This is a genomic window from Chryseobacterium sp. G0162 (assembly GCF_003815715.1).
Taxonomy (GTDB): Bacteria; Bacteroidota; Bacteroidia; order Flavobacteriales; family Weeksellaceae; genus Chryseobacterium.
In genome coordinates this window covers 4,000,479-4,020,528 of record NZ_CP033922.1, presented here as the reverse complement: position 1 = coordinate 4,020,528, position 20,050 = coordinate 4,000,479, and the positions used below count along the sequence as shown (strand labels likewise).

General features: G+C 36.7%; 26 protein-coding genes. 15 read left to right on the top strand and 11 right to left on the bottom strand.

Annotated features, from left to right (window positions below):
* Positions 1-44 precede the first annotated feature (44 nt).
* The 3 genes from EG344_RS18185 to EG344_RS18175 form a co-directional block, all read right to left on the bottom strand.
* Complete coding sequence (locus tag EG344_RS18185; protein WP_123910784.1) at positions 45-629, bottom strand: helix-turn-helix domain-containing protein; 585 nt, start codon at positions 627-629, stop codon at positions 45-47.
* A gap of 162 nt (positions 630-791) precedes the next feature.
* On the bottom strand, positions 792-2,531 hold the full coding sequence (locus tag EG344_RS18180; RefSeq protein ID WP_228412758.1) for an amidohydrolase: 1,740 nt from the start codon (positions 2,529-2,531) through the stop codon (positions 792-794).
* Positions 2,532-2,766: 235 nt separating this feature from the next.
* Positions 2,767-4,275 carry a hypothetical protein gene (locus tag EG344_RS18175; RefSeq protein WP_123910783.1) on the bottom strand — a complete coding sequence of 503 codons (1,509 nt, stop codon included), beginning with the start codon at positions 4,273-4,275 and terminating at the stop codon, positions 2,767-2,769.
* A gap of 411 nt (positions 4,276-4,686) precedes the next feature.
* Here EG344_RS18175 and EG344_RS18170 point away from each other — a divergent pair, with 411 nt between their 5' ends.
* From EG344_RS18170 to EG344_RS18120, 11 genes are all read left to right on the top strand, one after another.
* Positions 4,687-4,902: a RebB family R body protein gene (locus tag EG344_RS18170; protein ID WP_047400697.1), complete on the top strand. Its 216-nt coding sequence runs from the start codon at positions 4,687-4,689 to the stop codon at positions 4,900-4,902.
* Between the two features lie 17 nt (positions 4,903-4,919).
* The gene (locus EG344_RS18165) at positions 4,920-5,438 is read left to right on the top strand and encodes a hypothetical protein (RefSeq protein WP_123910782.1); all 519 of its coding nucleotides are present in this window, start codon (positions 4,920-4,922) and stop codon (positions 5,436-5,438) included.
* A 211-nt stretch (positions 5,439-5,649) separates the two neighbouring features.
* Positions 5,650-6,474 (top strand): hypothetical protein, encoded by an 825-nt coding sequence (locus EG344_RS18160; protein ID WP_123910781.1) that lies wholly within the window; start codon positions 5,650-5,652, stop codon positions 6,472-6,474.
* Positions 6,475-6,502: 28 nt separating this feature from the next.
* Positions 6,503-6,883 carry a hypothetical protein gene (locus EG344_RS18155; RefSeq protein WP_123910780.1) on the top strand — a complete coding sequence of 127 codons (381 nt, stop codon included), beginning with the start codon at positions 6,503-6,505 and terminating at the stop codon, positions 6,881-6,883.
* Positions 6,884-6,906: 23 nt separating this feature from the next.
* Positions 6,907-7,134 (top strand): RebB family R body protein, encoded by a 228-nt coding sequence (locus tag EG344_RS18150; protein WP_123910779.1) that lies wholly within the window; start codon positions 6,907-6,909, stop codon positions 7,132-7,134.
* A 479-nt stretch (positions 7,135-7,613) separates the two neighbouring features.
* On the top strand, positions 7,614-7,874 hold the full coding sequence (locus EG344_RS18145) for a RebB family R body protein (protein ID WP_123910778.1): 261 nt from the start codon (positions 7,614-7,616) through the stop codon (positions 7,872-7,874).
* Positions 7,875-7,946: 72 nt separating this feature from the next.
* Positions 7,947-8,204 carry a RebB family R body protein gene (locus EG344_RS18140; RefSeq protein WP_164464463.1) on the top strand — a complete coding sequence of 86 codons (258 nt, stop codon included), beginning with the start codon at positions 7,947-7,949 and terminating at the stop codon, positions 8,202-8,204.
* Between the two features lie 82 nt (positions 8,205-8,286).
* Positions 8,287-8,565, top strand: coding sequence for a RebB family R body protein (locus tag EG344_RS18135; RefSeq protein ID WP_123910776.1), 279 nt, complete (start codon positions 8,287-8,289; stop codon positions 8,563-8,565).
* Between the two features lie 85 nt (positions 8,566-8,650).
* Positions 8,651-8,929 carry a RebB family R body protein gene (locus EG344_RS18130; protein WP_123856959.1) on the top strand — a complete coding sequence of 93 codons (279 nt, stop codon included), beginning with the start codon at positions 8,651-8,653 and terminating at the stop codon, positions 8,927-8,929.
* 85 nt (positions 8,930-9,014) lie between these two features.
* Complete coding sequence (locus EG344_RS18125) at positions 9,015-9,293, top strand: RebB family R body protein (RefSeq protein WP_123910775.1); 279 nt, start codon at positions 9,015-9,017, stop codon at positions 9,291-9,293.
* An 84-nt stretch (positions 9,294-9,377) separates the two neighbouring features.
* Positions 9,378-9,656, top strand: coding sequence for a RebB family R body protein (locus EG344_RS18120; protein ID WP_123910774.1), 279 nt, complete (start codon positions 9,378-9,380; stop codon positions 9,654-9,656).
* Positions 9,657-9,723: 67 nt separating this feature from the next.
* Here EG344_RS18120 and EG344_RS18115 read toward each other — a convergent pair whose 3' ends face one another.
* From EG344_RS18115 to EG344_RS18100, 4 genes are read right to left on the bottom strand one after another with little or no spacing between them, the layout of a single operon-like run.
* The gene (locus tag EG344_RS18115; RefSeq protein WP_123910773.1) at positions 9,724-10,401 is read right to left on the bottom strand and encodes a response regulator; all 678 of its coding nucleotides are present in this window, start codon (positions 10,399-10,401) and stop codon (positions 9,724-9,726) included.
* 7 nt (positions 10,402-10,408) lie between these two features.
* Complete coding sequence (locus EG344_RS18110; RefSeq protein ID WP_123910772.1) at positions 10,409-11,158, bottom strand: sensor histidine kinase; 750 nt, start codon at positions 11,156-11,158, stop codon at positions 10,409-10,411.
* Positions 11,128-11,748, bottom strand: coding sequence for a hypothetical protein (locus tag EG344_RS18105; RefSeq protein ID WP_123910771.1), 621 nt, complete (start codon positions 11,746-11,748; stop codon positions 11,128-11,130). The genes EG344_RS18110 and EG344_RS18105 overlap by 31 nt, the downstream gene beginning before the upstream one ends.
* A gap of 10 nt (positions 11,749-11,758) precedes the next feature.
* Positions 11,759-12,472, bottom strand: coding sequence for a hypothetical protein (locus EG344_RS18100; RefSeq protein ID WP_123910770.1), 714 nt, complete (start codon positions 12,470-12,472; stop codon positions 11,759-11,761).
* Between the two features lie 190 nt (positions 12,473-12,662).
* On the opposite strand from EG344_RS18100, the gene EG344_RS18095 reads away from it, so the two are divergent.
* Both EG344_RS18095 and EG344_RS18090 read left to right on the top strand, forming a co-directional pair.
* Positions 12,663-13,526: a helix-turn-helix domain-containing protein gene (locus tag EG344_RS18095; protein ID WP_123910769.1), complete on the top strand. Its 864-nt coding sequence runs from the start codon at positions 12,663-12,665 to the stop codon at positions 13,524-13,526.
* A gap of 157 nt (positions 13,527-13,683) precedes the next feature.
* Entirely contained in the window at positions 13,684-14,406 is a 723-nt protein-coding gene (locus tag EG344_RS18090) for an FAD-binding oxidoreductase (RefSeq protein WP_123910768.1), read from the top strand.
* Positions 14,407-14,470: 64 nt separating this feature from the next.
* Here EG344_RS18090 and EG344_RS18085 read toward each other — a convergent pair whose 3' ends face one another.
* The 4 genes from EG344_RS18085 to EG344_RS18070 form a co-directional block, all read right to left on the bottom strand.
* The gene (locus tag EG344_RS18085; protein ID WP_123910767.1) at positions 14,471-15,049 is read right to left on the bottom strand and encodes an NAD(P)H-dependent oxidoreductase; all 579 of its coding nucleotides are present in this window, start codon (positions 15,047-15,049) and stop codon (positions 14,471-14,473) included.
* Positions 15,046-16,071 carry a saccharopine dehydrogenase gene (locus EG344_RS18080; protein ID WP_123910766.1) on the bottom strand — a complete coding sequence of 342 codons (1,026 nt, stop codon included), beginning with the start codon at positions 16,069-16,071 and terminating at the stop codon, positions 15,046-15,048. Before EG344_RS18080 ends, EG344_RS18085 begins: the two co-directional genes overlap by 4 nt.
* Positions 16,072-16,125: 54 nt before the next feature.
* The gene (locus tag EG344_RS18075) at positions 16,126-16,692 is read right to left on the bottom strand and encodes a Crp/Fnr family transcriptional regulator (protein ID WP_123910765.1); all 567 of its coding nucleotides are present in this window, start codon (positions 16,690-16,692) and stop codon (positions 16,126-16,128) included.
* A 509-nt stretch (positions 16,693-17,201) separates the two neighbouring features.
* Entirely contained in the window at positions 17,202-18,971 is a 1,770-nt protein-coding gene (locus EG344_RS18070; protein ID WP_123910764.1) for an aminopeptidase P family protein, read from the bottom strand.
* Between the two features lie 451 nt (positions 18,972-19,422).
* Here EG344_RS18070 and EG344_RS18065 point away from each other — a divergent pair, with 451 nt between their 5' ends.
* Positions 19,423-19,860, top strand: a complete 438-nt coding sequence (locus EG344_RS18065) for a DUF6526 family protein (RefSeq protein ID WP_123910763.1) — start codon at positions 19,423-19,425, stop codon at positions 19,858-19,860.
* 21 nt (positions 19,861-19,881) lie between these two features.
* The gene (locus EG344_RS18060) at positions 19,882-20,049 is read left to right on the top strand and encodes a phosphatidate cytidylyltransferase (protein WP_123910762.1); all 168 of its coding nucleotides are present in this window, start codon (positions 19,882-19,884) and stop codon (positions 20,047-20,049) included.
* Position 20,050: the final 1 nt, after the last annotated feature.

The window sequence follows — 20,050 nt, the reverse complement described above, 5'->3', positions numbered from 1 at the left end:
CGAAAAAAGAACCCGACAAAAACCCGACAAAGCCCTGACAGGTTTTATATCATACTGAAACTCAATCTAAAATACAATTTTCTCTTCTTATCAATCTCTGCAGCGTTGCGAAGGATAATAAAAACATTGGAGAGGACAATGGCAATCATAAGAACCAGAGTAAACTGTCTTCCGAACTTTAAAAAGATCCCCAACATGAAAACAATAGGTGCCATCACCGTCCATATCATCTGAACAGAAATGATTTCCTTCACCAGACTGTTTCTCTGCTTCATCGTAAACATCAGGAGAAGTGGAACAAGGATGTTTAGTGGTGGCAACAGCGTGAAGAGCAATGAGGAAAGATTGATAATTTTAACGAGAGAATAATTGACATCCGATTGCTCTTTTTCCTTCACCTCCGGAATACTTTCCTCAGATACCTCATCATTGATCTCAGGAATTACAATAGTATCTTGTAATAAATTTCCCTCTATTTCCAATGCCCGAGCCAGTGCTCTTAGCGTATGTCCTTTCGGTTCTGTACCTGCTTCAATCCGTTGAATTGTTCTGACAGAAATTTTCGATTTTTCTGAAAGTTCTTCCTGGGTCAGGTTTTTCTGTTCTCTTACAGTTTTTAGTTTAGACATAGAATAGATTACGAAGGATGTGTTTTCAATTCATCTTCACCGGCTAATTTACAGTTTTTTTCAGTCTTCTTTGCATTTAGATTTCCCAGTGTTGTAAAATAAAAGAGCGTTCTGAAAATTTCAGAACGCTCTTTCTCCGGAATATTTTGTATTTGAAATCTATTATTTTTTATATACCTGCACGCCGTCTTTATAAGTTTCCATAACGCTTATTTCCTTAATGGTAAAAGGATCTACTTTAACAGGATTTTTATCCAGAATAACAAGATCTGCTCTTTTATTTTTCTCCAGCGTTCCTTTCTCTTTTTCTTCTCCCCATTGCCATGCAGCATTGATAGTGATTGCTTTAAGAGCTTCATAAGGACTGATCCGAAACTCCGGCCCCAGTATATATCCGGAACGTGTTTTTCTGTTTACTGCAGCATATACCGCAGTAATCAAATCGGGAGGAGTGACCGGCGAATCATGATGAATGGTAAATGGTATTTTCTGATCCAACCCCTCTTTCAAAGGGCTTATCCTTCTTGCTCTTTCTTCCCCAAGCACATTGGAACGGTGCCAGTCTCCCCATAGGTAAACATGTGTAGGAAACCAGCTTGGCATTATTCCTATCTGTTTATAACGGGGAACCTGGTCTTTGCGGCATACCTGACTATGGATAAGAACACAGCGCATATCTTTTGTAAGCAGCTTTTCTTTTTTAAGACGTTCCAGTAAGTTAAGGCCTTCATCTATCGCTGCATCTCCATTACAGTGAATATGAACCTGCATTCCCTGCTGAAAGATCGCTTTTAGTCCTTTATAAGCTGCTTCTGTTGAATAGATTGGCTGTCCCCGGAATCCTTGCTTTTCTCCTTCCGGCGCCACCAGATAAGGTTTTGTAAGCCAGGCTGATTTACCTTGTGGAGAGCCATCAAAAGTCATTTTTATACCTCCTATCTTAATATGCCCATTGTACTTTTTATAGAATTGTTTCCAATGTGTCAGTTTATCGGCATTCAAGTCATAATCCGGCATAATGATATAATCACCTTTCAACAATCCTTTCTTGTCTGCATCCATAATATGATCAATATTATCCGGCGCAGCACGTCCTTCACATATGGTAGTCTGTCCACCGGCAAACCAGGCTTTTTCTGCGGCAAGTAAAGATTTGTACTTATCGCTTTCTGCAGGTTTCGGAAGCTGTGTTATTACATATTGTAAGCTATTGATATTGGCATTCTCCTGCATTTTTCCTGTAAGCTGCTTGGTAGCCGGATCTTTGCCAATGATTCCTCCGACAGGATTCGGAGTATCATATGTGATATTCATATTTTTCAGCAATAAAGAATTAGCAACTCCCATATGCCCTGAAGTATGTTCTATATAAATTGGATTAACAGACGAGACTTCATCCAACTCCTGAGCTGTCGGGTGACGGTGTTCTTCCATTATGGCATCATCGTAACCATTTCCAACAATCATAGTTCCGGCAGGAATTTTATTTTCGGCTATATAATCTTTGAGAACCTTCTGTAGCTGCGGAATTGACATTACCTTTCCGTAAGGCTCAGGCTGCAGATCGATCATCTGTAAAGCAAATCCATATTGCGAAATATGACCGTGGGCATCTATAAAACCTGGCATCAGCGTACGGCCTGCAAGATCGGTTACCTGTGTTTTATTTCCTTTAAGGGCCATAGCCTTATCTTTTTCTCCTGCAAAGACAATTTTTCCGTCTTTTACGACAAGAGCTTCTACATAGGCAGCTTCTTTACCTGCCATTGTGAGGATATCACCGTTGTAAAAGATCTGATCTGCATCATTCTTTGCATTGCATCCAGTAAGCATAAATGAGGATACTGATGCTAAGACAAAAAAGAGCCATAATTTCATGATTGAATGAGGGGTTTTCAACATAATTTATTGGTTTTAAAGTTTAATTAGATCATTTATTATAATTCTAAATATAGTGATTTTTAACCGTTATTACCTTAAAATCCGGAACAGATTATATCTGCCCGGATTTCGGTGTATAGTCATATAAATTTAGGTACCTGATTATCGTGCTGCAAAACAGAGAATAAAATCCCCATAGGAAAACTGTGGAAATACGAATTTTAATCTGTTAGTATTGTCTTTGATTTTAAAAATATCAGGAAGGCTGAGTTGCTAATTCTTCAAATAGTTTATTTCTTTCATTCTGATCCAAACCTTCGGTATGCTCCTTTGAATAATGTTTCTCTTGTCGTATAATTCTATCTTCAATTCCATTCCAATCTGCAGGGCGTAAATATTGATTAAAGAGAATATCCAAATCTGTATCATTAAATCCTCTTAAGTACTTATCACGAATCTCATCAGGTTTTTGGGCTCCACCTTTATTACCAGGAGTAAAATCTGGCCGTCTCCATTTTTCTACTTCATCTTTCCCCCATTTAATTCTCTCTCTTTTTACTTCTTTTAATTCTTTGTTATAGGTGTTTTTAAAATTTTTCCTAGCTTTTTCATCCATGACACTTATTCTCCTTCTGACTTCTTCATCTATTGCATCTTTATCAATTGCATTGCTATTGATTTCCAACTTTTTATCCTGAAGAAACTTCCCTGTTCTTGTAGGAAGGTCAATCAACTGGATCCGTTCATATCCAATTGTCAATCTCTCATCTTCGGGAATACTTTTATCCATAAGGCTTTCACGGCGGTCATTCCATGCAGTCATTCTATATCCACCTTTACTTTCATCTCCTACTCTTTTACCTTCTTCCATATATCTGACCTGATATCCTAACATTGCCATCACTTCAAGGTTTCCACTTCTGAATCCCAGATGCTTTACATCCTTAAAATTGTTCTGAAAATATTCATACAGCTTAAATTGTCCCACGCGGGTATTCCCGTCCCATTTTGGAAGATCATTTGAATTTTCATCATTCCAGAATTCAGTGATGTTAAAAACTTTGGAAGCGTTGACCTCATTGGCAATTTCGTCAAACTGATGCCCTCTTTTTTTAGAATCTCTTTTGCTTCTCAGGTCTTTTTCTCTTCTTTCTTCCTGATATCCTTTATCACCCGTAATAATTATGGCATCATACATATTCACTGCTCTCTTTACAATTTGTCTAGTCCCGAAATAACTCGTGTCATGTTCTATATGAATATCACCGTTTTTGCCACTGAACCGTGACCATAAAATAAGTAAGCGGCCTCCAGTAATGGGTATCCCTTTTTCTGTCAACCATTTTTCTATAGCTTTATCTTCACCGTTACAGCTATTAACTTTCCATGCGTTTCTTACCTTTCTCTTCATGCTTTTTGAAAATTTTCTTGCAACGTAATCAGTTCCATAATCAATCCTTCCTATTACTTGAAATCTAGCAACTTTCTCATTTAACTCTTCTTCGTTTTCTCTTAACTTACTTACTTCCACAAGATGTATTCTCTTTTCAGCAATTCTGGAATCTTCATAAAATTTTTTAATAGAATCTGCCTTATCTGTAGGATCATTACAATTCTCATCACCTTTTGAAATGACTACATGAAGTTCATCATCATCAATTAAAGCTGCGGCAATCGCAAACATATCTCCAGTTGCATATCCAGGCTGAATGAGTACTTTAGGTTTTATTATTGATTCTCCACTTTGATTATTTGTTCTTTCCATACTGTTGATTAATAAATAGGTTATCGCACAAATTTCAAGGTAAAGCTCATGGCAGAATAGAGGGGATCTCCCCATTTTTAGAAATTCAGGGTTTACTCTTAGTACCAGATCGTTTTAGTATATATAGCTATTAACTTATGGAGTACCAGTCCTATAAAGATCACAACATATTATAAGGATGTTTCATTTTTTATTAAAAAAATCACTCATGGGAGAATTCCCTTATTTTTAAAAATTCAGTCTTTTCCCTTAATGAAGATTTATTTTTATTAATGAAATTTGTATCAGACAAAAGAGGTCAACAATCTCATTCTGAATACTCAGCCGAAAAAAGAATGGTTGGATTGAAAGAATAATCTTTGAAAAAAGATCGTGAAAGTTAAAATAATAATAACCATTTAAACCCAAAATATGGCAGACACCGTAAACAATCAGACTACAGACGCCGTAACGCAGACGAATGTTACCGTGCTGGGTGAGTCTCCCGCACAGGCCATGAGTATGCTTTACCAGATGGCTACCCATGCCAGTGGAATTTCCATTCAGAATTCGGTAACCAATCAGCAGAACTTGAATCAGCTCAACCCTGCAATTGTTGCTGATGCCATTAAAATCTTAAAAGGATAATCTAAAACCTTTCCATCATGAATGAACTTAACAGTGAAAAAACACAATCTCAGGCAGTGGAAGCCATTACTCCGGCAGAGAAAGCTGTAGTATTTGTGAACAGTGAGGTACTTGCACCTCCTAAAGCTTCCCCGATGACCGGAGTTACCAAAGTAATGATTGAACAGTCTACAGGAATGATGGTTCAGGATTTACAGTCTTTTTTAAAAGGATTTGAGCAGGTAGGTCTTATCGCATTAAGCAGACTTGCCAATAATTTACTCACCTATGGAACCACTTTCGGGCCGGCACCGGGGAGTAAAGAGGCATCAACCCACCCAACAGAACAGTTGCAGGGCCAGGATGCGGGAAAAGGAAATGAAATGATGAAAGACTTATTTAAAATGGTAAGTGATTATGCGGAAGTAAAAGCTAAAGTTTCCAATACTATTTATAATGTCAACACCCTTCCTGTTTCCAACGAAGCCCCTTCCACTCCTACTTCTTTTACAGAAGTTCCTAACAGGACTGAGGAGAGCGAAAAAAAAAACGAATAACTCATTCGGTTCAGGAAAAAACCTCATCAGAAAAAGAAAATATGAAAAAAAACTTTATCACGGCTGCACATGAGGGAAAATTAGTATTGAAGTCAGTAAAACTGACACAGCCACTCGTAAAACCAGTAATTACTTCGGGAGAACCTGAAGAACAAACAGACAAAAAAACAATAATAACCCAACTCATTAACAAATTCAAAAATAATAAGACATGAATTATTCCTCAGTAACCAAACCTGCTAAAATTTTAAATCTAGCCAGTTTAAGTGATTTAAATGAACGTCTTTATCTGACCAGGGCTCATGATAATTCTTATCTGGATACAAAAAGTACAGATCACAAAAGAACTGAAAATAATGCAGATCGTTTTGTATTCAATCTCCAGACATCAGACATCAACATTCAGCCCACGGTAAGATTGGTGAATTGTAAAAGCCTCAGGAAGTATACTAACTATCAATGTTTTGTAGTAGAGCCCAAAGAAAAATCTACAGGGATAGCTGTTGTCATGATAAAACTGGATGATCCCAAATCTTTTTACTGTAATGTAAGAATCCTCCCTCTTACTGCGCTCAGTGATATTGCAGCTCCGGAATCTGATTCAAAATTACTTACCATCAATCTTGAAAAAGCAAAATGGATCCTCAAAACGGATATTACGATTACTCCCTCTGATACAGGAGAAGCCTTATATTCTGTACATGATGTGGATGTATCAGCGGTTTCAGATTTAATTACTCCCGAGCAAACTGTAGAATTGAAAAGGGAACTGGAATTTCAGGTTTCGAGGCTGATTGCCCACTATTTTCAGCAAATTCTAAGTATTATAGCGAACGAAGCGACTGAGAACCATCCTAAAAATTCTTACTTTCAGAGTGATTATATTCTAACGCTTCCTCAAAATCAGTTAAAAGAAATGCTTTCAGCTAATGCTATTTCGGCGTGTATTGCACTGGAAGCAGTTGGATATACTGTTATTCAGGATCTCAATCGGGATTGGAGAGCGGCGGCAGCATTCATTAATTATTTACTGTAATTCTCTTTCAATCATAAAAGACACTCTTATGAATAGAAAAGTTCCCAAAAAGACTCCTGTGCCTCAACGGCCCGCAGCAGTAACTGAACCTGAGATGGTTCAGGAAGAGATTATGCCTTTTGTTTTGAGGCATGAAGACGAAATCGTTAATTATATTAAAGAAAAAGCGATCAAAGAGACCATGAAATCACTGGCCCCTTTGCTTGGAAAGCTCGAAGAAGCTGTTAAACAGCAGGAAGCGGCTCCTGCTCCGGTAGCAACAACTCCTACTGAAGTACCTTCCATGAATTATGAAGAACAATTGAAAAAGCTTCAGGAAGCCTCAACAGCAAAATTAAGACAGAAAGAGATAAAAATCGTGGACAGGATGAATAAACTGAATGCAAGGTTTGGTAATATCCGTCCATAAATCTTCAAACATCAATAGTAATTATGAACGAAATCAATACAATAATCACAGGAATGTCCACCGCTGTACCTCAGGCTATTTCTGCACAGGTAAGTGCCCATTCTACAGGATTAATGCAGATCAATTCTGTATTGAACCAGCAAAGGGACTCTATGATGGGAATGACCAATTATGTCATGGGAATGAAAAAAATGAGTTCCGGAAAACTGAAATACAGAGAATTGGAAATTTTAAAAAAAGGAAAATTGTAATCCCAATTTTTTAATACTACGGATGCGGTTTATTTTCCTGTAATCATAAGATCCGGTGCTATCCATATATACAATCAGGTCAACGTCAATTTTTGCACCGTCTTCAGATGCTGTCAATCTCAAAAGCAATCATTCAGAATCCATTTTCCAGCCCAAAGGAAACTAACATTGCCAGCAAATGTATCACAGGAATTCATTTTTAAGACAGATATTAAAAATGGCAGCCGCATCCTTTTTTCAACATGACTCTTTGCATGTTGAGCTTAAAAAAATATGCTTTAAACCCCACAGATTTTACAGGTAATGGTTTCAACCATTGTAATGAGAATCACCCTTCAGATCTAATCATCAATTAACAGTCTATATCAATGCCTTTGAAATCTATTTCATCTGCAGGATCTGTTGTGGGTTTAAAAATATAATAGAAAACCTTAATAATTATTAACCGAGATCAAATCTCAAAAAAAACAATCACAACTATGGCAACAGTCAATGAACAAATCACAGACGCAGTAACGCAGTCCAACGTAAAAGTAGTGGGAGAATCTCCTGCAATGGCTTTAAGCAATGTATATCAATCTGCCGCACATTCAACAGGTATTATGTTTGAAAATGCGGTGACAAATCAGAACCAACAAAATATCTTAGGTCAGGCAGCAACCACTCAGGGAATTCTGCAGATCTATAGCCTGGATACGGTAGCAGATGCGGTTTCTATTGCTAAGATTCTAAGACCTTAATGTTTTTAGATCAAAAATTTATTCTCTCAGCCGGAAAATCCGGTTGTCTCTAACCCATAAACAATAATCATTATGTCAGTAAACGGACAAATCACAGACGCAGTAACGCAATCCAATGTAAAAGTAGTCGCAGAATCTCCTGCAATCGCTTTAAGTAACGTGTATCAAACAGCTGCCCATTCTACAGGAATTATGTTTGAAAATGCAATTAATGCTCAAAATCAGCATAATATCTTAACCCAGGCAGCAACAACGCAGGGGGTCACTCAAATTTACAGCAAAGACACCATCGCTGATGCGATTTCTATTGCTAAAATCCTCAACCCGTAATTCATTTTTGCAAAAAGCAGAATATCATTCTAACCACCGGAAAAGCCGGTTGTTTTTTAAACTCAAATAAACAATAATCATTATGGCAAACGAAAAAGCTGGAACAACAGTAAACGAACAAATCACAGATGCAGTAACACAATCTAACGTAAAAGTAGTCGCAGAATCTCCTGCTGTAGCTTTAAGTAACGTGTATCAATCTGCAGCGCATTCTACAGGAATCATGTTTGAAAATGCGGTGAATTCACAAAACCAACAAAATATTTTAACGCAAGCTGCAACTACCCAAGGAATTTCTCAGATCTACAGTCTGGATACCATTGCAGATGCGGTTTCTATCGCTAAAGTCCTTAATCCGTAATCCATTTTTTGCAATCAGCAAATATCATTTATCCGAACAACCGGAAAAGCCGGTTGTTTTTAAACCCCAATAAACAATAATTATCATGGCAAACGAAAAAGCTGGAACAACAGTAAACGAACAAATCACAGACGCAGTAACGCAATCCAACGTAAAAGTAGTCGCAGAATCACCTGCAATGGCATTAAGTAATGTGTATCAATCTGCTGCACACTCTACAGGAATCATGTTTGAAAATGCAGTCAATTCACAAAACCAACAAAATATTTTAACGCAAGCTGCAACTACCCAAGGAATTTCTCAGATCTATAGTCTGGATACCATTGCAGATGCGGTTTCTATCGCTAGAGTCCTTAATCCGTAATCCATTTTTTGCAATCAGCAAATATCATTTATCCGAACAGCCGGAAAAGCCGGCTGTTTTTAAACCCCAATAAACAATAATCATCATGGCAAACGAAAAAGCTGGAACAACAGTAAACGAACAAATCACAGACGCAGTAACGCAATCTAACGTAAAAGTAGTCGCAGAATCACCTGCAATGGCATTAAGTAACGTGTATCAATCTGCTGCACACTCTACAGGAATTATGTTTGAAAATGCAGTGAATTCTCAGAACCAACAAAACATAGTTACCCAGGCAGCTACCACCCAGGGAATTTCTCAGATCTACAGTCTGGACACTATCGCTGATGCGGTTTCAATGGCTAAGATCCTTAATCCGTAATTCATTTTTGTTAAAAGCAAAATTTCATTATCCAAACAACCGGAAAATCCGGTTGTTTTTAACCCCAAATAAACAATCATTATTATGGCTAACGAAAAAACCGGAACAACAGTAAACGAGCAAATCACAGACGCAGTAACGCAGTCTAACGTAAAAGTAGTCGCAGAATCTCCTGCAATGGCACTCAGTAATGTGTATCAATCCGCAGCACATTCTACTGGAATTATGTTTGAAAATGCGGTGAATGCACAAAACCAGCAGAATATTTTAGGTCAGGCAGCCACTACACAAGGGGTAATTCAGATCTACAGCCTGGATACTTTAGCCGACGCAGTCTCTATTGCTAAAGTATTAAATCCTTAATTATAGTGTGTTTTTTAGATTTCTTGTGATCAGGGAGTGCATTAATGTGCTCCCTGATTCTTTATGGTTATTTATCAAACAATACGATTTCATTGGCATCAATGATGTTATTCTGTATGGCATATATTACCAATCCGGCCATATTTTTCACTCCTGTTTTAATCATGAGATTGGTCTTATGGGTTTCGACCGTTTTTGGGGAAATAAAAAGGGAATCTGCAATTTCCTTAGTGCTTAGCTGCTGGCAAACCAATCGTAAAACATCAATTTCCCTATCGGTTAGTTCATTTTTCGAAAAAGCATGAAACTCCGGAAGTTTATTGGAAAACTGATTCCGCATGACATCAATCTGTTCGTTGGAGAAATAATGTCCGGTATTGTAAACAGTGTTGATAACCACTAACAGTTCCTCCAGTTCAATTTCTTTGGATAAAAAAGCATGAGCTCCCATTTTAAGCATCTGTCCCATAAAAGAACGTCTGTAGAAGCTGGAAAGCACTATAATCCTGGTTTCAATCTCTTTTTTTGACAAGGCGGCCATCACTTCAAGCCCATCCCCGTTGGCCATCTTTAAATCCAGAATCAAGATATCCGGGACAGCCTCCTCCTCAGTGAGATACTGATTTCCACCGGTTGATGTAAGGATAACTTGATAATCCCCATTAGTTTCAATATAATTTTTTAAAAGCTGTACAAACAGCAGGTCATCATCTACAATGCCAATTTTAATTTTTGAGTGTTCCATGTTTATTTTATTGGATGGCCATACAGGCTATAAATTTTGTTCCTTTTTCAGGCTGTGTTTTAAGTTTATAATTGATTTTAATTTTTTGTGCCCGCGACTTAATATTCCTCAGGCCAATACCTCCGGATTGATTTCCTATGATGAAACCTCTCCCATTGTCTTCAATGGTAAGCATCAGATAATTCAGAGAGATTCTCAATGAAACCTCGATCCTGGTTGCTTCAGCGTGTTTCAGAATATTAGTAACAAGCTCCTGAACAATTCGGAAAAGGTTTAATTTTACCAGGTTACTTATAGGTATCCCTATCGTAATAGCATGAAAAATTACTTCTATATTTTTATTAATCTGTTCAAGGTAATCTTCAAGCAAATTTGCCAGATCAATCTCATTAAGATCCGGAGGCGTAAGATTATGTGACAGTTCACGAATCAGCTGCATGGACCTTTTTAAATCCCGGCTGAGTTCTTCCGGCTTTTTTTCATTAAGATTCAAGCGAATAAGGTTCAGCTGAGAAATAATATTATCATGAAGTTCTTCCGCCAGACGTTCCCGATCCTGTTCCTGTAGAAGCAGCATATTCTCCAAGTATTCTTTTTGGGTATTACGGACCAGCTGAGAAACTTTCTTCTTATTTCTTTTTATGCTTTTTAAATAGTTAATAACCAATAGCGTAATTAATAACGTTGTTAAAAAAAACAGTCCAATACCGATCCATATCCATATAACTATCTGATCCTGATTCTCCCAACGCCACATCCCAGATTAATAAAAGCAATATAAAAAGACAATAATAAAACGCCTCTAAAAAGCCAAATGGGCGCTACCCAGTTCAGATGGTTGCTGATTAAAAAATTAAACGCAGTGGATATGAGGCATTCGACAGAAAAAAATAAAAAAACAATGACATTAACAATGAACATGTTCTTTTCTACCCGTCCTTCTCTGATGATCTTCATAAAATAGCAGGCTGCATAGCTGCAAATAATAATACTGGTTATAATATTGGAATAAAAAGTAACCCGTATATCATTTTGTACATACAGTAGATTCCCCATCAAAACCAATCCAGCATACCCATAGATAATCCATCTTACTTCACGGGAAAGCTGAATGTAATAATTGTTATAGATCACTGTAAGAATCATCAAACCAAAAAACTGGCTCAATGCATAATTATAAGTGTTGAGGGTATTGAACTTCATCATCCGGTCAATCAAGTCCGTCAGTTCCAGAATCAGCTCTCCTGAAAGAAGTATCATCACAGGAAGTTTTGTTTTTACCCATTCTTTTATCAACATGGTCAATCCTACCAGCAGGACCAGATTAATAATAATTTGAAGATACAAGGACAGGCTGTTATACGAGAACACTATTGATTTGCTTCAAAAGTTGATAATCATTGAGAGTATCAACGCTGAACGGAGGTCTTGGAGTAGAATAATTTTCCGCTGTTTCACTCATATGACTAATCGCAAGGCTCTTTACGGTAATAATTTCTATATGGTAAGGAAAATCCGAATCTTTCTTTTCCATATCTTCAGTAAGCCCAAAAAAGCTGGTACAGGTTTGCGCCCCTTCAATCCCCATTCTTTCATAATCTGAAAAAGGAATTGAGACCAACTGGAAAAAATCTTCCTCTTTCTGAGACTGCAGCCAGGCTGTACCGAACATATTCCATCTGAAGTTACGGTTAATGGCAGACTCAGCAGTAATCGGAGGGAGAGGATTCACCACCATATCAGTGCTGCTTTCAATCTTCGCTTCTGTAAAATCACGTAAAAAATCTTTCATGATAATGGTACTAAAATCGGCGTCTTTATCACTTTTAGAATCAATCAGAAAAAACTTCAGTTGCTTTTCATGTATACCCATGTAAGCATGAATTCTTTTCAGATCTTCCTTTTCAAGATTCATTCTCCATTGTTCAATTTCTTTTCCCGAAACGCTGAAATGAGTCCCTTGATTTAAATAATTCAAAATTTCGGCTCCATTCGCATCATTGTCGATTGTATAAGAATCGACTAGGTTTTTCCAGGTTCTCAAGGCTTCAAAGATGTTTTCCGTGGTCATGATAATAAATATTTTTGAATGATAATTATTTTATGAGTTGAAATTTACAAAAAAAATGCACTGATATCTATTTTAAATCACATTTGAGTGTAAAATACTATATAATTGAATGAAAGTTAATATTCTTTTGTTTTTTATAAAACAAGATCAAATCACCTGGTATTTCGTAGCTTTGTGAAACCCTTAAAAGATGAAGCATTCCATTCCAACTTACGATTTAAGTGATATTTCCAAGCACCGTTTCCATATAAAAAGGATGGACCGGAATACCTATCATGCAGAGGATATTCTTATAGATAAAGGAATACATCGCGACAGCCATTACATTTTTACTTTCATGGAGAGTGGGCATGTAAAGATGATGGTTGATTTCAATATCATTGAAGCTAAAAATGCTACTATTTTCTGCGTGTTACCTGGGCAGGTGCATCAAGGTCTTTTAATGGACAAAGTAAACGGTTGGTTTGTAGCGATAAAGTCTGATTTGGTTCCGGATACCGTACGCTCCGTTTTTGAGGAGTCTCTGGAAGAAATACAACCTCTGACAGTGGACAAAATATGGGTAGAAAAGCTTAGTAGTACTGCTGCTATACTTCATACTTTTTATAAGGATGAGATGCAGGCCTCCAAAGAAGGTTCTTTGGTCATTCAATCCTTATTGCATTCTTTTATAGGGATATTCGCCTTAATTTACTCAAAAGAAAACTCTTCTCAGATTGGTAATGAAAATCGTTCTTTACAATTGACACGGGAGTTTAAAATCATGGTTCGACAAAGCTACAAATCCATGAAAAGTCCATCTGAATATGCAGAAAAATTAAATATCTCCAGGGGATATCTCACAGAAGCAATCCGTGAAGTGACGGGTAAACCCGCTCAGCATTGGATCCATCAGGAAATTATAATTGAAGCCAAGCGTCTACTTGCGTTTACCCACCTTACCGTAAAGGAAATTGCTTACGAATTGGGATACAACGACCATACCTATTTTAGCCGTTTGTTTTCAAAATTGGAAGATCAATCTCCTTCAGAGTTCAGGAATGCCAATAGATAACTAAACTTCGTTTTCTTCATTGCACCCCAAAATCTTCCAATTCTATTTTCTCTACTTCTTTTCTTTCTCAGCATCAACCACGAATAGTCCAACTATTCCCCTGAAACAGCTATCGGATGATTTTCTTTTTGATGCTTCCTTTGCAATAAAAAATATTATGCCCAGCTTGCCAAAATGGATCAATGATACTGTAGAAAATGTATTGTCCTCAAAGTTTAAAGAATGTACTGTTATTTCCATAGAACCGGTGGCCCAGAACCTTCGTCACATCCGTTTTTCTGCAGATTTACAAGACGTAGAATTTGAACCGGCTTATGCCATAGGAATCAGAATCAATGAAAGGGATTACCGCAATTATTCACCTTTCAATTTTAACAAAGATTCAGGAACTTTTGATGTCATCTTCCACATGCATGATCCGACTGCTGCAGGAAGTCATTTTATAAACAGTCTTATCATTGGAGATTCTTTAAAAATATTAATGCCTAGAGGAAAGCGCTTCTTTGAACCTAATGCCAAAATTCATTTTTCTATTGGAGATGAAACTTCATTGGGAAGTTCTCTTTCCATCAAAGAGGCTGTTGAAGAAAATGGTTGTCAATTCATTTGTCTCCATGAACTGGAAGAAGCTTCTATGCTTGAAAACCTTAATTTATACGGATACCACAATCCTAAAAACAATACCATGAGACTCATAGAAGCCTTAAACGATTTTCTGATAGAAGAAAGGGAAACAATCTATAATGATGATGCTATTTTTTATCTTACAGGAAATGGTGAGCGTATGTCATTGATTAAAAAATTTCTTAAAGCCAAAGGAGTTTCTCCAAGATGTATCAGATCACAAGCGTATTGGATTGAAGGAAAAAAAGGATTGTAAAAGAAAGGAAACTGGAAATTATACAGTATTTATACGAATTTCCAGCTTCCATTTTTATTCGATTCTATTTCATTTTCTGGCCCAATGATTTTACGCTCTTCAGCCATGTTTTCCGCTGCCCTTCATTAGAAGTCCTGATAATGCCCAGATAGGTTACTTTAACCGGTTTTATTCCGCAGAATTCCAGCGTTGACTTTTTAAGTTGATTCACACTTGGTCTTCCATACATCAAACGGTAATACCAACCCGGTTGGTCAATTGTTGTAATAATATGGGCAGTTTTCCCTGTTAAAAGCTTATCCCACCATAAAGAATTTTCCCTGTATTTATAAGCCAATCCAGGTAGGAAAAGTCGATCTATAAAACCTTTCATAACTGCTGGTAGCCCTCCCCACCAGATAGGATGTATCCAAATCAGATGGTCAGCCCATTGAATACTCTCCCAGGCTTTCAGCAAGTCCGGCTCCAGCTCTATCCTCTTTTGATAGCCAAACTGTAGATTTGGATTAAAATTAAGATTTGCGATGATAATTTCTCTGATTTCTGCTCCTGCTTCTATCGCTCCGTTTTTATAGGCCTCTGCAACACCAAAATTGAAAGACTCTTTATTGGGATGCCCGTTAATAATGGTTATTTTTTTCATGGTATTATACGGGTATTAATGGTTTCATATGCATTAAGCTGAGCCAGTAATGATAAAGGCTCATGCAGTTGGTGACTGAAATACACATTATTTTCATGAGGGTTTCTCAGTAATTCCTCGGTATGTAAAACCGCAGATAATGCTGTTAACTCTGCCTGTCCCTTTGTACTTTGCAGGCTTAACTTTTTTTGCCCGTTTTTACTTTCTACAACAACTTCAAATACAGCCTGGTCTCCATTTCCGCTTGATCCAAAAATCATTTTTCTTTCTTTTAAAGACAAGATATTAAAGATTCTTAGGTATTGAAAGCCCCCCAATAACCAGGTAATAAACTTAGAATTATAGGTCATTTTTACACTTACATTGGGAATTCTTTCAATCCTATTCAGGATATACAGATCGGGAACATCAAAATTATACGCATTTCTTTTTCCGATTCCGAAAGAAAAATCAAAAGTTTCGGTATCTAAAAAATGTCTGATAGAATTAGGTTGATCATTTTTATAATCATGAAAAGGAACTGCCACATTTTCTGCCATAAAATGGGCCGAGCTTTCCCCTGCCAGATCCTTGACAGAATAATATACAAAGAGTTTTACTCCCTTAATATCATTTGTCTCTTTTGAAAGGACGCCCGCTAGCCCGGGTACAATTCCCCCCATCCATCCGGAACTGAAAACAATCCGACTGTTGATATCTGATTTTCCGGCAATATCATAAGCTCTTACCAATGCTGGAGTAGGTTTTGTGATATCCAGATAATCAATATGGTTTGTTATAGCATATTTCAAAACGTTATCTGATCTATCATTCACGGAAAGAATGATAAGTTTTATTTTTTTATCAGTGATAACCTGAAAAGAACCAGGATCAGTAACATCAATTGTAAGATGTTTATCTGTACTTCCGCCTTTACGTCCTCCAATAAAAATATTGAAATGAGGGTTTCTCTTTTGTAAAATACGGGCAATCGTTTTGCCTACCAATCCATTTCCTCCGATAATCAGAATATTGTGCTCCATTTATTTTTTTTGACAAAATTATAGAGCTGGCAAGTCAATAAACAGGACAAATGTCTAAAAAGAAATCTCCTTTCTGATACGGCTTAAATGCCGCTGTGTAATTCCAAGGTAGGAAGAAAGGTACTGTAACGGAATTTTCTGAACATAATCAGGATAATTTTTAAGAAGGGCTGCATACCGTTGACTGGCACTGTCTCTCTGAAGCTGAAAAAACCTATTTTCCAGCTCGAGATACTCCTGTTCAGCAATCATCTTTAAAAATTTGGTCCAGTTGAGATTGTCCTGGATAAGAGCATCCATTTTTTCTTTCTTCAGGATAAGCAGTTCTGCATCTGTAATCGCCTGCATACTTTCTTTGCTTAAACTTCCGGAAATAAATGATGAATAAGCAGCCATCATCGTATTGGGAAACCTGAAACAATAGGTCATATCTTTTCCGTCATCAGAAAGATAGAAGGAACGGAAAATCCCTGATTGTATAAATGCCACTTCTCTGCACTTCTCACCTTCCTGAATAAAATACTCGTTCTTGCTGACTTTCCTGATTTCAAAAAGCTTTAAAAATGCTTCAATTTCTTTTTCTGAAAACAGTTCAAAACTTCTAAAAAAATCATGTACCATTGATTGGGTTTTTCTTGATACCGCGAAAATAAATAAAACTTATTAGAAAACTAAGCTTGGAGGAAGGAAGTTAAAGGTAAATAGCTGGAAGATGGAGGCTGGGAGTTACTGCTAATGATGTAATTACTCTTAACCAGTATAAATGAATTGAAAAGAAAAAAGAATATCTCTTCTTTTAATCTTCATAACTTTCATCTTCCAGTTCTCTATTCCATACTCAAGAAAAAAATCATCCCAGGATGGGATGATCTACCGTTTTGAATAACTAAGTTATTATATGAAGATATGAATGATGTTTTGTTGTTACAAAGATAAATAGAGTGGTAATTCCCATCATCAGGAGAATCCCTACAATTTTATCCGTAAAAATACGGTTGTATAAACAAAAAAGCCCTGCAAGAAAACTCACAGGACTTTTACGGATCTAACAATTATTTTGTTTAATATTTTTAAGGTTGAAAGTTCAATGTTTGAGGTGCTCTCTTTTTTTCAACATTGACTTTATTTTCTTACAACGGGCTTACCAGCTGTAAGAACCATTCTTTCACTTCTCCCTCCAAATGAGGAGCAAGCTTTTCTTCACATGTTTTATGATAAGCATTCAGCCATGCAATTTCACTTTCTGAAAGAATTTCTTTTACCACTGTATCTTTAAAGAACGGGCAGAACGTTAATGTTTCAAATTCATAAAATGTTCCGTGAATTGTTTTCTCTGCTTCTTTCACTGCAATAAGATTCTCATGACGGATTCCGTAGTGTCCTTCAAGATAATATCCAGGTTCGTTGGAACAAACCATTCCCGGAAGAAGATCCTGAGGGTTTAAATCTTTTCTGATGTTTTGTGGCCCTTCGTGAACGTTCATAAAGCTTCCTACCCCATGCCCTGTTCCGTGGTTAAAGTCTTTACCTTCCATCCATAACGGAAGTCTTGCAATGGCGTCAAGATGTACTCCTTTTGTTCCTTTAGGGAATTTCACCATAGATAAACGGATCAGGCCCTGTAAAACCAATGTAGAATTTCTTTTGAACTCTTCGGAAGGTGTTCCTAACGCAAAAGTTCTGGTAATATCTGTAGTTCCTTCAAGATACTGACCTCCTGAATCTACAAGGATTGTATCTTCATTGGTGACTTCTTTACTTCCTTCTTTCTTAGCAGAATAGTGCATGATCGCTCCATTATCTTTGTATCCAACAATAGAACCGAAGCTTTCTCCCACAAAGTTTTCACCAGCTGCACGGAATCCTCTCAGTTTTTCACCGATAGAATATTCGTTCATCTCTTCTTTTCCTGCATTGTGAGTTAACCAATAAAGGAATTTTACCATTGCTACTCCGTCTCTTACCATTACTTTTCTGAAACCTTCCAACTCAGTTTCGTTTTTCTGAGCTTTCATCAGGTTTCCTGGTACCGGAGCTTTGATAAATTGATTGTCTGTCTTTAATGTTTCAAAAATCTGCTGGTTGCTGTTTGGAGAAACCAGTACTTTTTCATTTTTGAATGCTTTCAGATAGTTGTAAAACTCTTCGTAAGGCATCATTTTTACGAAAGAATCATCCATTTGTTTTCTGGCTTCTACTTCAAGTTTTTCCAAACCAGTAAATAGCACTGCATCATTTTTCGTGATAACAATATATCCTAAAAATACAGGATTGCTCTGCACATCACTTCCTCTCAGGTTGGATGTCCATGCCACATCATCAAGACTTGAAATAATATGAACGGTTGCTTCCTGTTCTTCCATTTTCTGACGGATGGCAGACAATTTATCTGTTACAGATTTCCCAGCTCTTTCTACAGGATGTACGAAGATTGGGTTAGCAGATGGAGTTCCTCTTTCTTTCCAAACCTCCTTTAAAAGAGGAATATCGGCGAGGGTAATATTTTTTGAATTAAATTTTTGAGAAAGTAGTTCCCAGTTGGCATTGGAAGCAGCTAAAGCATTGACAGCCACTTTACCTCCTGCTGGAATTTCAGAAATAATCCAATCTATATAATTAGGAGTTCCTTCTATTCCGTCTTTGAAAAGTTCGATTCCTGAACCGTCCAGTTCAATAGCAGCTTGTGTAAAGTATCTTCCGTCTGTCCAAAGCCCTGCTTTGTCCTTAGTCACAACCACAAAACCGGCAGAACCTAAGAATCCTGACAGCCAAGCTCTTTCCTGCCATTCTTCAGGAAGGTACTCACTCATGTGCGGATCTGCAGAATATACTATAAATGCATCAACATTATTTTTCTGCATTTCTTCGCGAAGCGCAGCAACTTTTTCCTTTGAAGTCATTCTTTTCATTTTTAAACACCGAAAGTTACGAAAAATTTAAAGTCGAAGGATCAAATCAATAGCCTATTTTCCTTAATAAACTGTTATTTTTCCATGAATGTTGATTGGGAATACGAAGAACCTATTTTTTAATAGCCACAGATCCATAAATGACCTTTATTTGCGCATTAGTAGTTATACAATTATCAATGTCATAAGGTAAGCAAAAACATCTGTGTAATCTGTAGTTAAACCTTATGTACAAAAACTTTACATCCTTTTTCTCCTCCATTGTAACCTATGCAACGATGTACTTCAAATACAATGGTTCTATTTTTAACCACAAAAATCTATAGATAATAAGGTTAGGCTCAATACATATATTTCTTTAAAAAATAAAATCCATACCATAAAATGTGATTTTTTATTAAAATAATAATGTTTTGGAAAGGTTATTGCTGCATTACATCCTATGAAACAGCAAAACTACAATAACCACAGAAAATTTTATCCACCTCATCATTTTATTTATCTCCCTTTATTAATTATCCTGGAGATCTTAGGAATCTATAAAATCTGGGACGATCCCAGTAATAAACTGGTCTGGATCTTATTTTCAATTGTCATTTTTCTGCTTTTTTATCTGGCTTTTATGACCAGACAGCATTATGCCTTAGGACTTCAGAACCGTATGGTGATTCTTGAATTTAGACAGCGATATTTTGAGATTTTTAGTAAAAGGTCTGATGAAACAGTTGAAAAATTAAAATTTGACCAGATTGCAGCCCTGAGATTTACGTATGATGATGAATTTAAAGAGCTTTTGTATAGAGCTCTGCATGAAAATATTTCCGGAGATGAGATCAAAAGATCGATCAAAAACTGGAAAGCGGATAGACTCAGAATTTAATAAACACCAAAAATATTACTTATGAAAAAGTGGAGCTTTTACAGTATTACGATATTAAGTTTGTTAACACTAACAAGTTGTGAAGCAGTAGGAACAATTTTTAAGGCCGGAATGTGGTGGGGAATTTTCTTAGTCTGTATAATAGTAGTGATTCTTTTACTGATTTTTTCAAAGGGTAAAAACTCTTAAC

Excerpts from the sequence above, each read along its gene's own strand:
- EG344_RS18185 (WP_123910784.1), bottom strand. The coding sequence starts at position 629 with ATGTCTAAACTAAAAACTGTAAGAGAACAGAAAAACCTGACCCAGGAA.
- EG344_RS18180 (WP_228412758.1), bottom strand. The coding sequence starts at position 2,531 with ATGTTGAAAACCCCTCATTCAATCATGAAATTATGGCTCTTTTTTGTC.
- EG344_RS18175 (WP_123910783.1), bottom strand. The coding sequence starts at position 4,275 with ATGGAAAGAACAAATAATCAAAGTGGAGAATCAATAATAAAACCTAAA.
- EG344_RS18170 (WP_047400697.1), top strand. The coding sequence starts at position 4,687 with ATGGCAGACACCGTAAACAATCAGACTACAGACGCCGTAACGCAGACG.
- EG344_RS18165 (WP_123910782.1), top strand. The coding sequence starts at position 4,920 with ATGAATGAACTTAACAGTGAAAAAACACAATCTCAGGCAGTGGAAGCC.
- EG344_RS18160 (WP_123910781.1), top strand. The coding sequence starts at position 5,650 with ATGAATTATTCCTCAGTAACCAAACCTGCTAAAATTTTAAATCTAGCC.
- EG344_RS18155 (WP_123910780.1), top strand. The coding sequence starts at position 6,503 with ATGAATAGAAAAGTTCCCAAAAAGACTCCTGTGCCTCAACGGCCCGCA.
- EG344_RS18150 (WP_123910779.1), top strand. The coding sequence starts at position 6,907 with ATGAACGAAATCAATACAATAATCACAGGAATGTCCACCGCTGTACCT.
- EG344_RS18145 (WP_123910778.1), top strand. The coding sequence starts at position 7,614 with ATGGCAACAGTCAATGAACAAATCACAGACGCAGTAACGCAGTCCAAC.
- EG344_RS18140 (WP_164464463.1), top strand. The coding sequence starts at position 7,947 with ATGTCAGTAAACGGACAAATCACAGACGCAGTAACGCAATCCAATGTA.
- EG344_RS18135 (WP_123910776.1), top strand. The coding sequence starts at position 8,287 with ATGGCAAACGAAAAAGCTGGAACAACAGTAAACGAACAAATCACAGAT.
- EG344_RS18130 (WP_123856959.1), top strand. The coding sequence starts at position 8,651 with ATGGCAAACGAAAAAGCTGGAACAACAGTAAACGAACAAATCACAGAC.
- EG344_RS18125 (WP_123910775.1), top strand. The coding sequence starts at position 9,015 with ATGGCAAACGAAAAAGCTGGAACAACAGTAAACGAACAAATCACAGAC.
- EG344_RS18120 (WP_123910774.1), top strand. The coding sequence starts at position 9,378 with ATGGCTAACGAAAAAACCGGAACAACAGTAAACGAGCAAATCACAGAC.
- EG344_RS18115 (WP_123910773.1), bottom strand. The coding sequence starts at position 10,401 with ATGGAACACTCAAAAATTAAAATTGGCATTGTAGATGATGACCTGCTG.
- EG344_RS18110 (WP_123910772.1), bottom strand. The coding sequence starts at position 11,158 with ATGTGGCGTTGGGAGAATCAGGATCAGATAGTTATATGGATATGGATC.
- EG344_RS18100 (WP_123910770.1), bottom strand. The coding sequence starts at position 12,472 with ATGACCACGGAAAACATCTTTGAAGCCTTGAGAACCTGGAAAAACCTA.
- EG344_RS18095 (WP_123910769.1), top strand. The coding sequence starts at position 12,663 with ATGAAGCATTCCATTCCAACTTACGATTTAAGTGATATTTCCAAGCAC.
- EG344_RS18090 (WP_123910768.1), top strand. The coding sequence starts at position 13,684 with ATGCCCAGCTTGCCAAAATGGATCAATGATACTGTAGAAAATGTATTG.
- EG344_RS18085 (WP_123910767.1), bottom strand. The coding sequence starts at position 15,049 with ATGAAAAAAATAACCATTATTAACGGGCATCCCAATAAAGAGTCTTTC.
- EG344_RS18080 (WP_123910766.1), bottom strand. The coding sequence starts at position 16,071 with ATGGAGCACAATATTCTGATTATCGGAGGAAATGGATTGGTAGGCAAA.
- EG344_RS18075 (WP_123910765.1), bottom strand. The coding sequence starts at position 16,692 with ATGGTACATGATTTTTTTAGAAGTTTTGAACTGTTTTCAGAAAAAGAA.
- EG344_RS18070 (WP_123910764.1), bottom strand. The coding sequence starts at position 18,971 with ATGACTTCAAAGGAAAAAGTTGCTGCGCTTCGCGAAGAAATGCAGAAA.
- EG344_RS18065 (WP_123910763.1), top strand. The coding sequence starts at position 19,423 with ATGAAACAGCAAAACTACAATAACCACAGAAAATTTTATCCACCTCAT.
- EG344_RS18060 (WP_123910762.1), top strand. The coding sequence starts at position 19,882 with ATGAAAAAGTGGAGCTTTTACAGTATTACGATATTAAGTTTGTTAACA.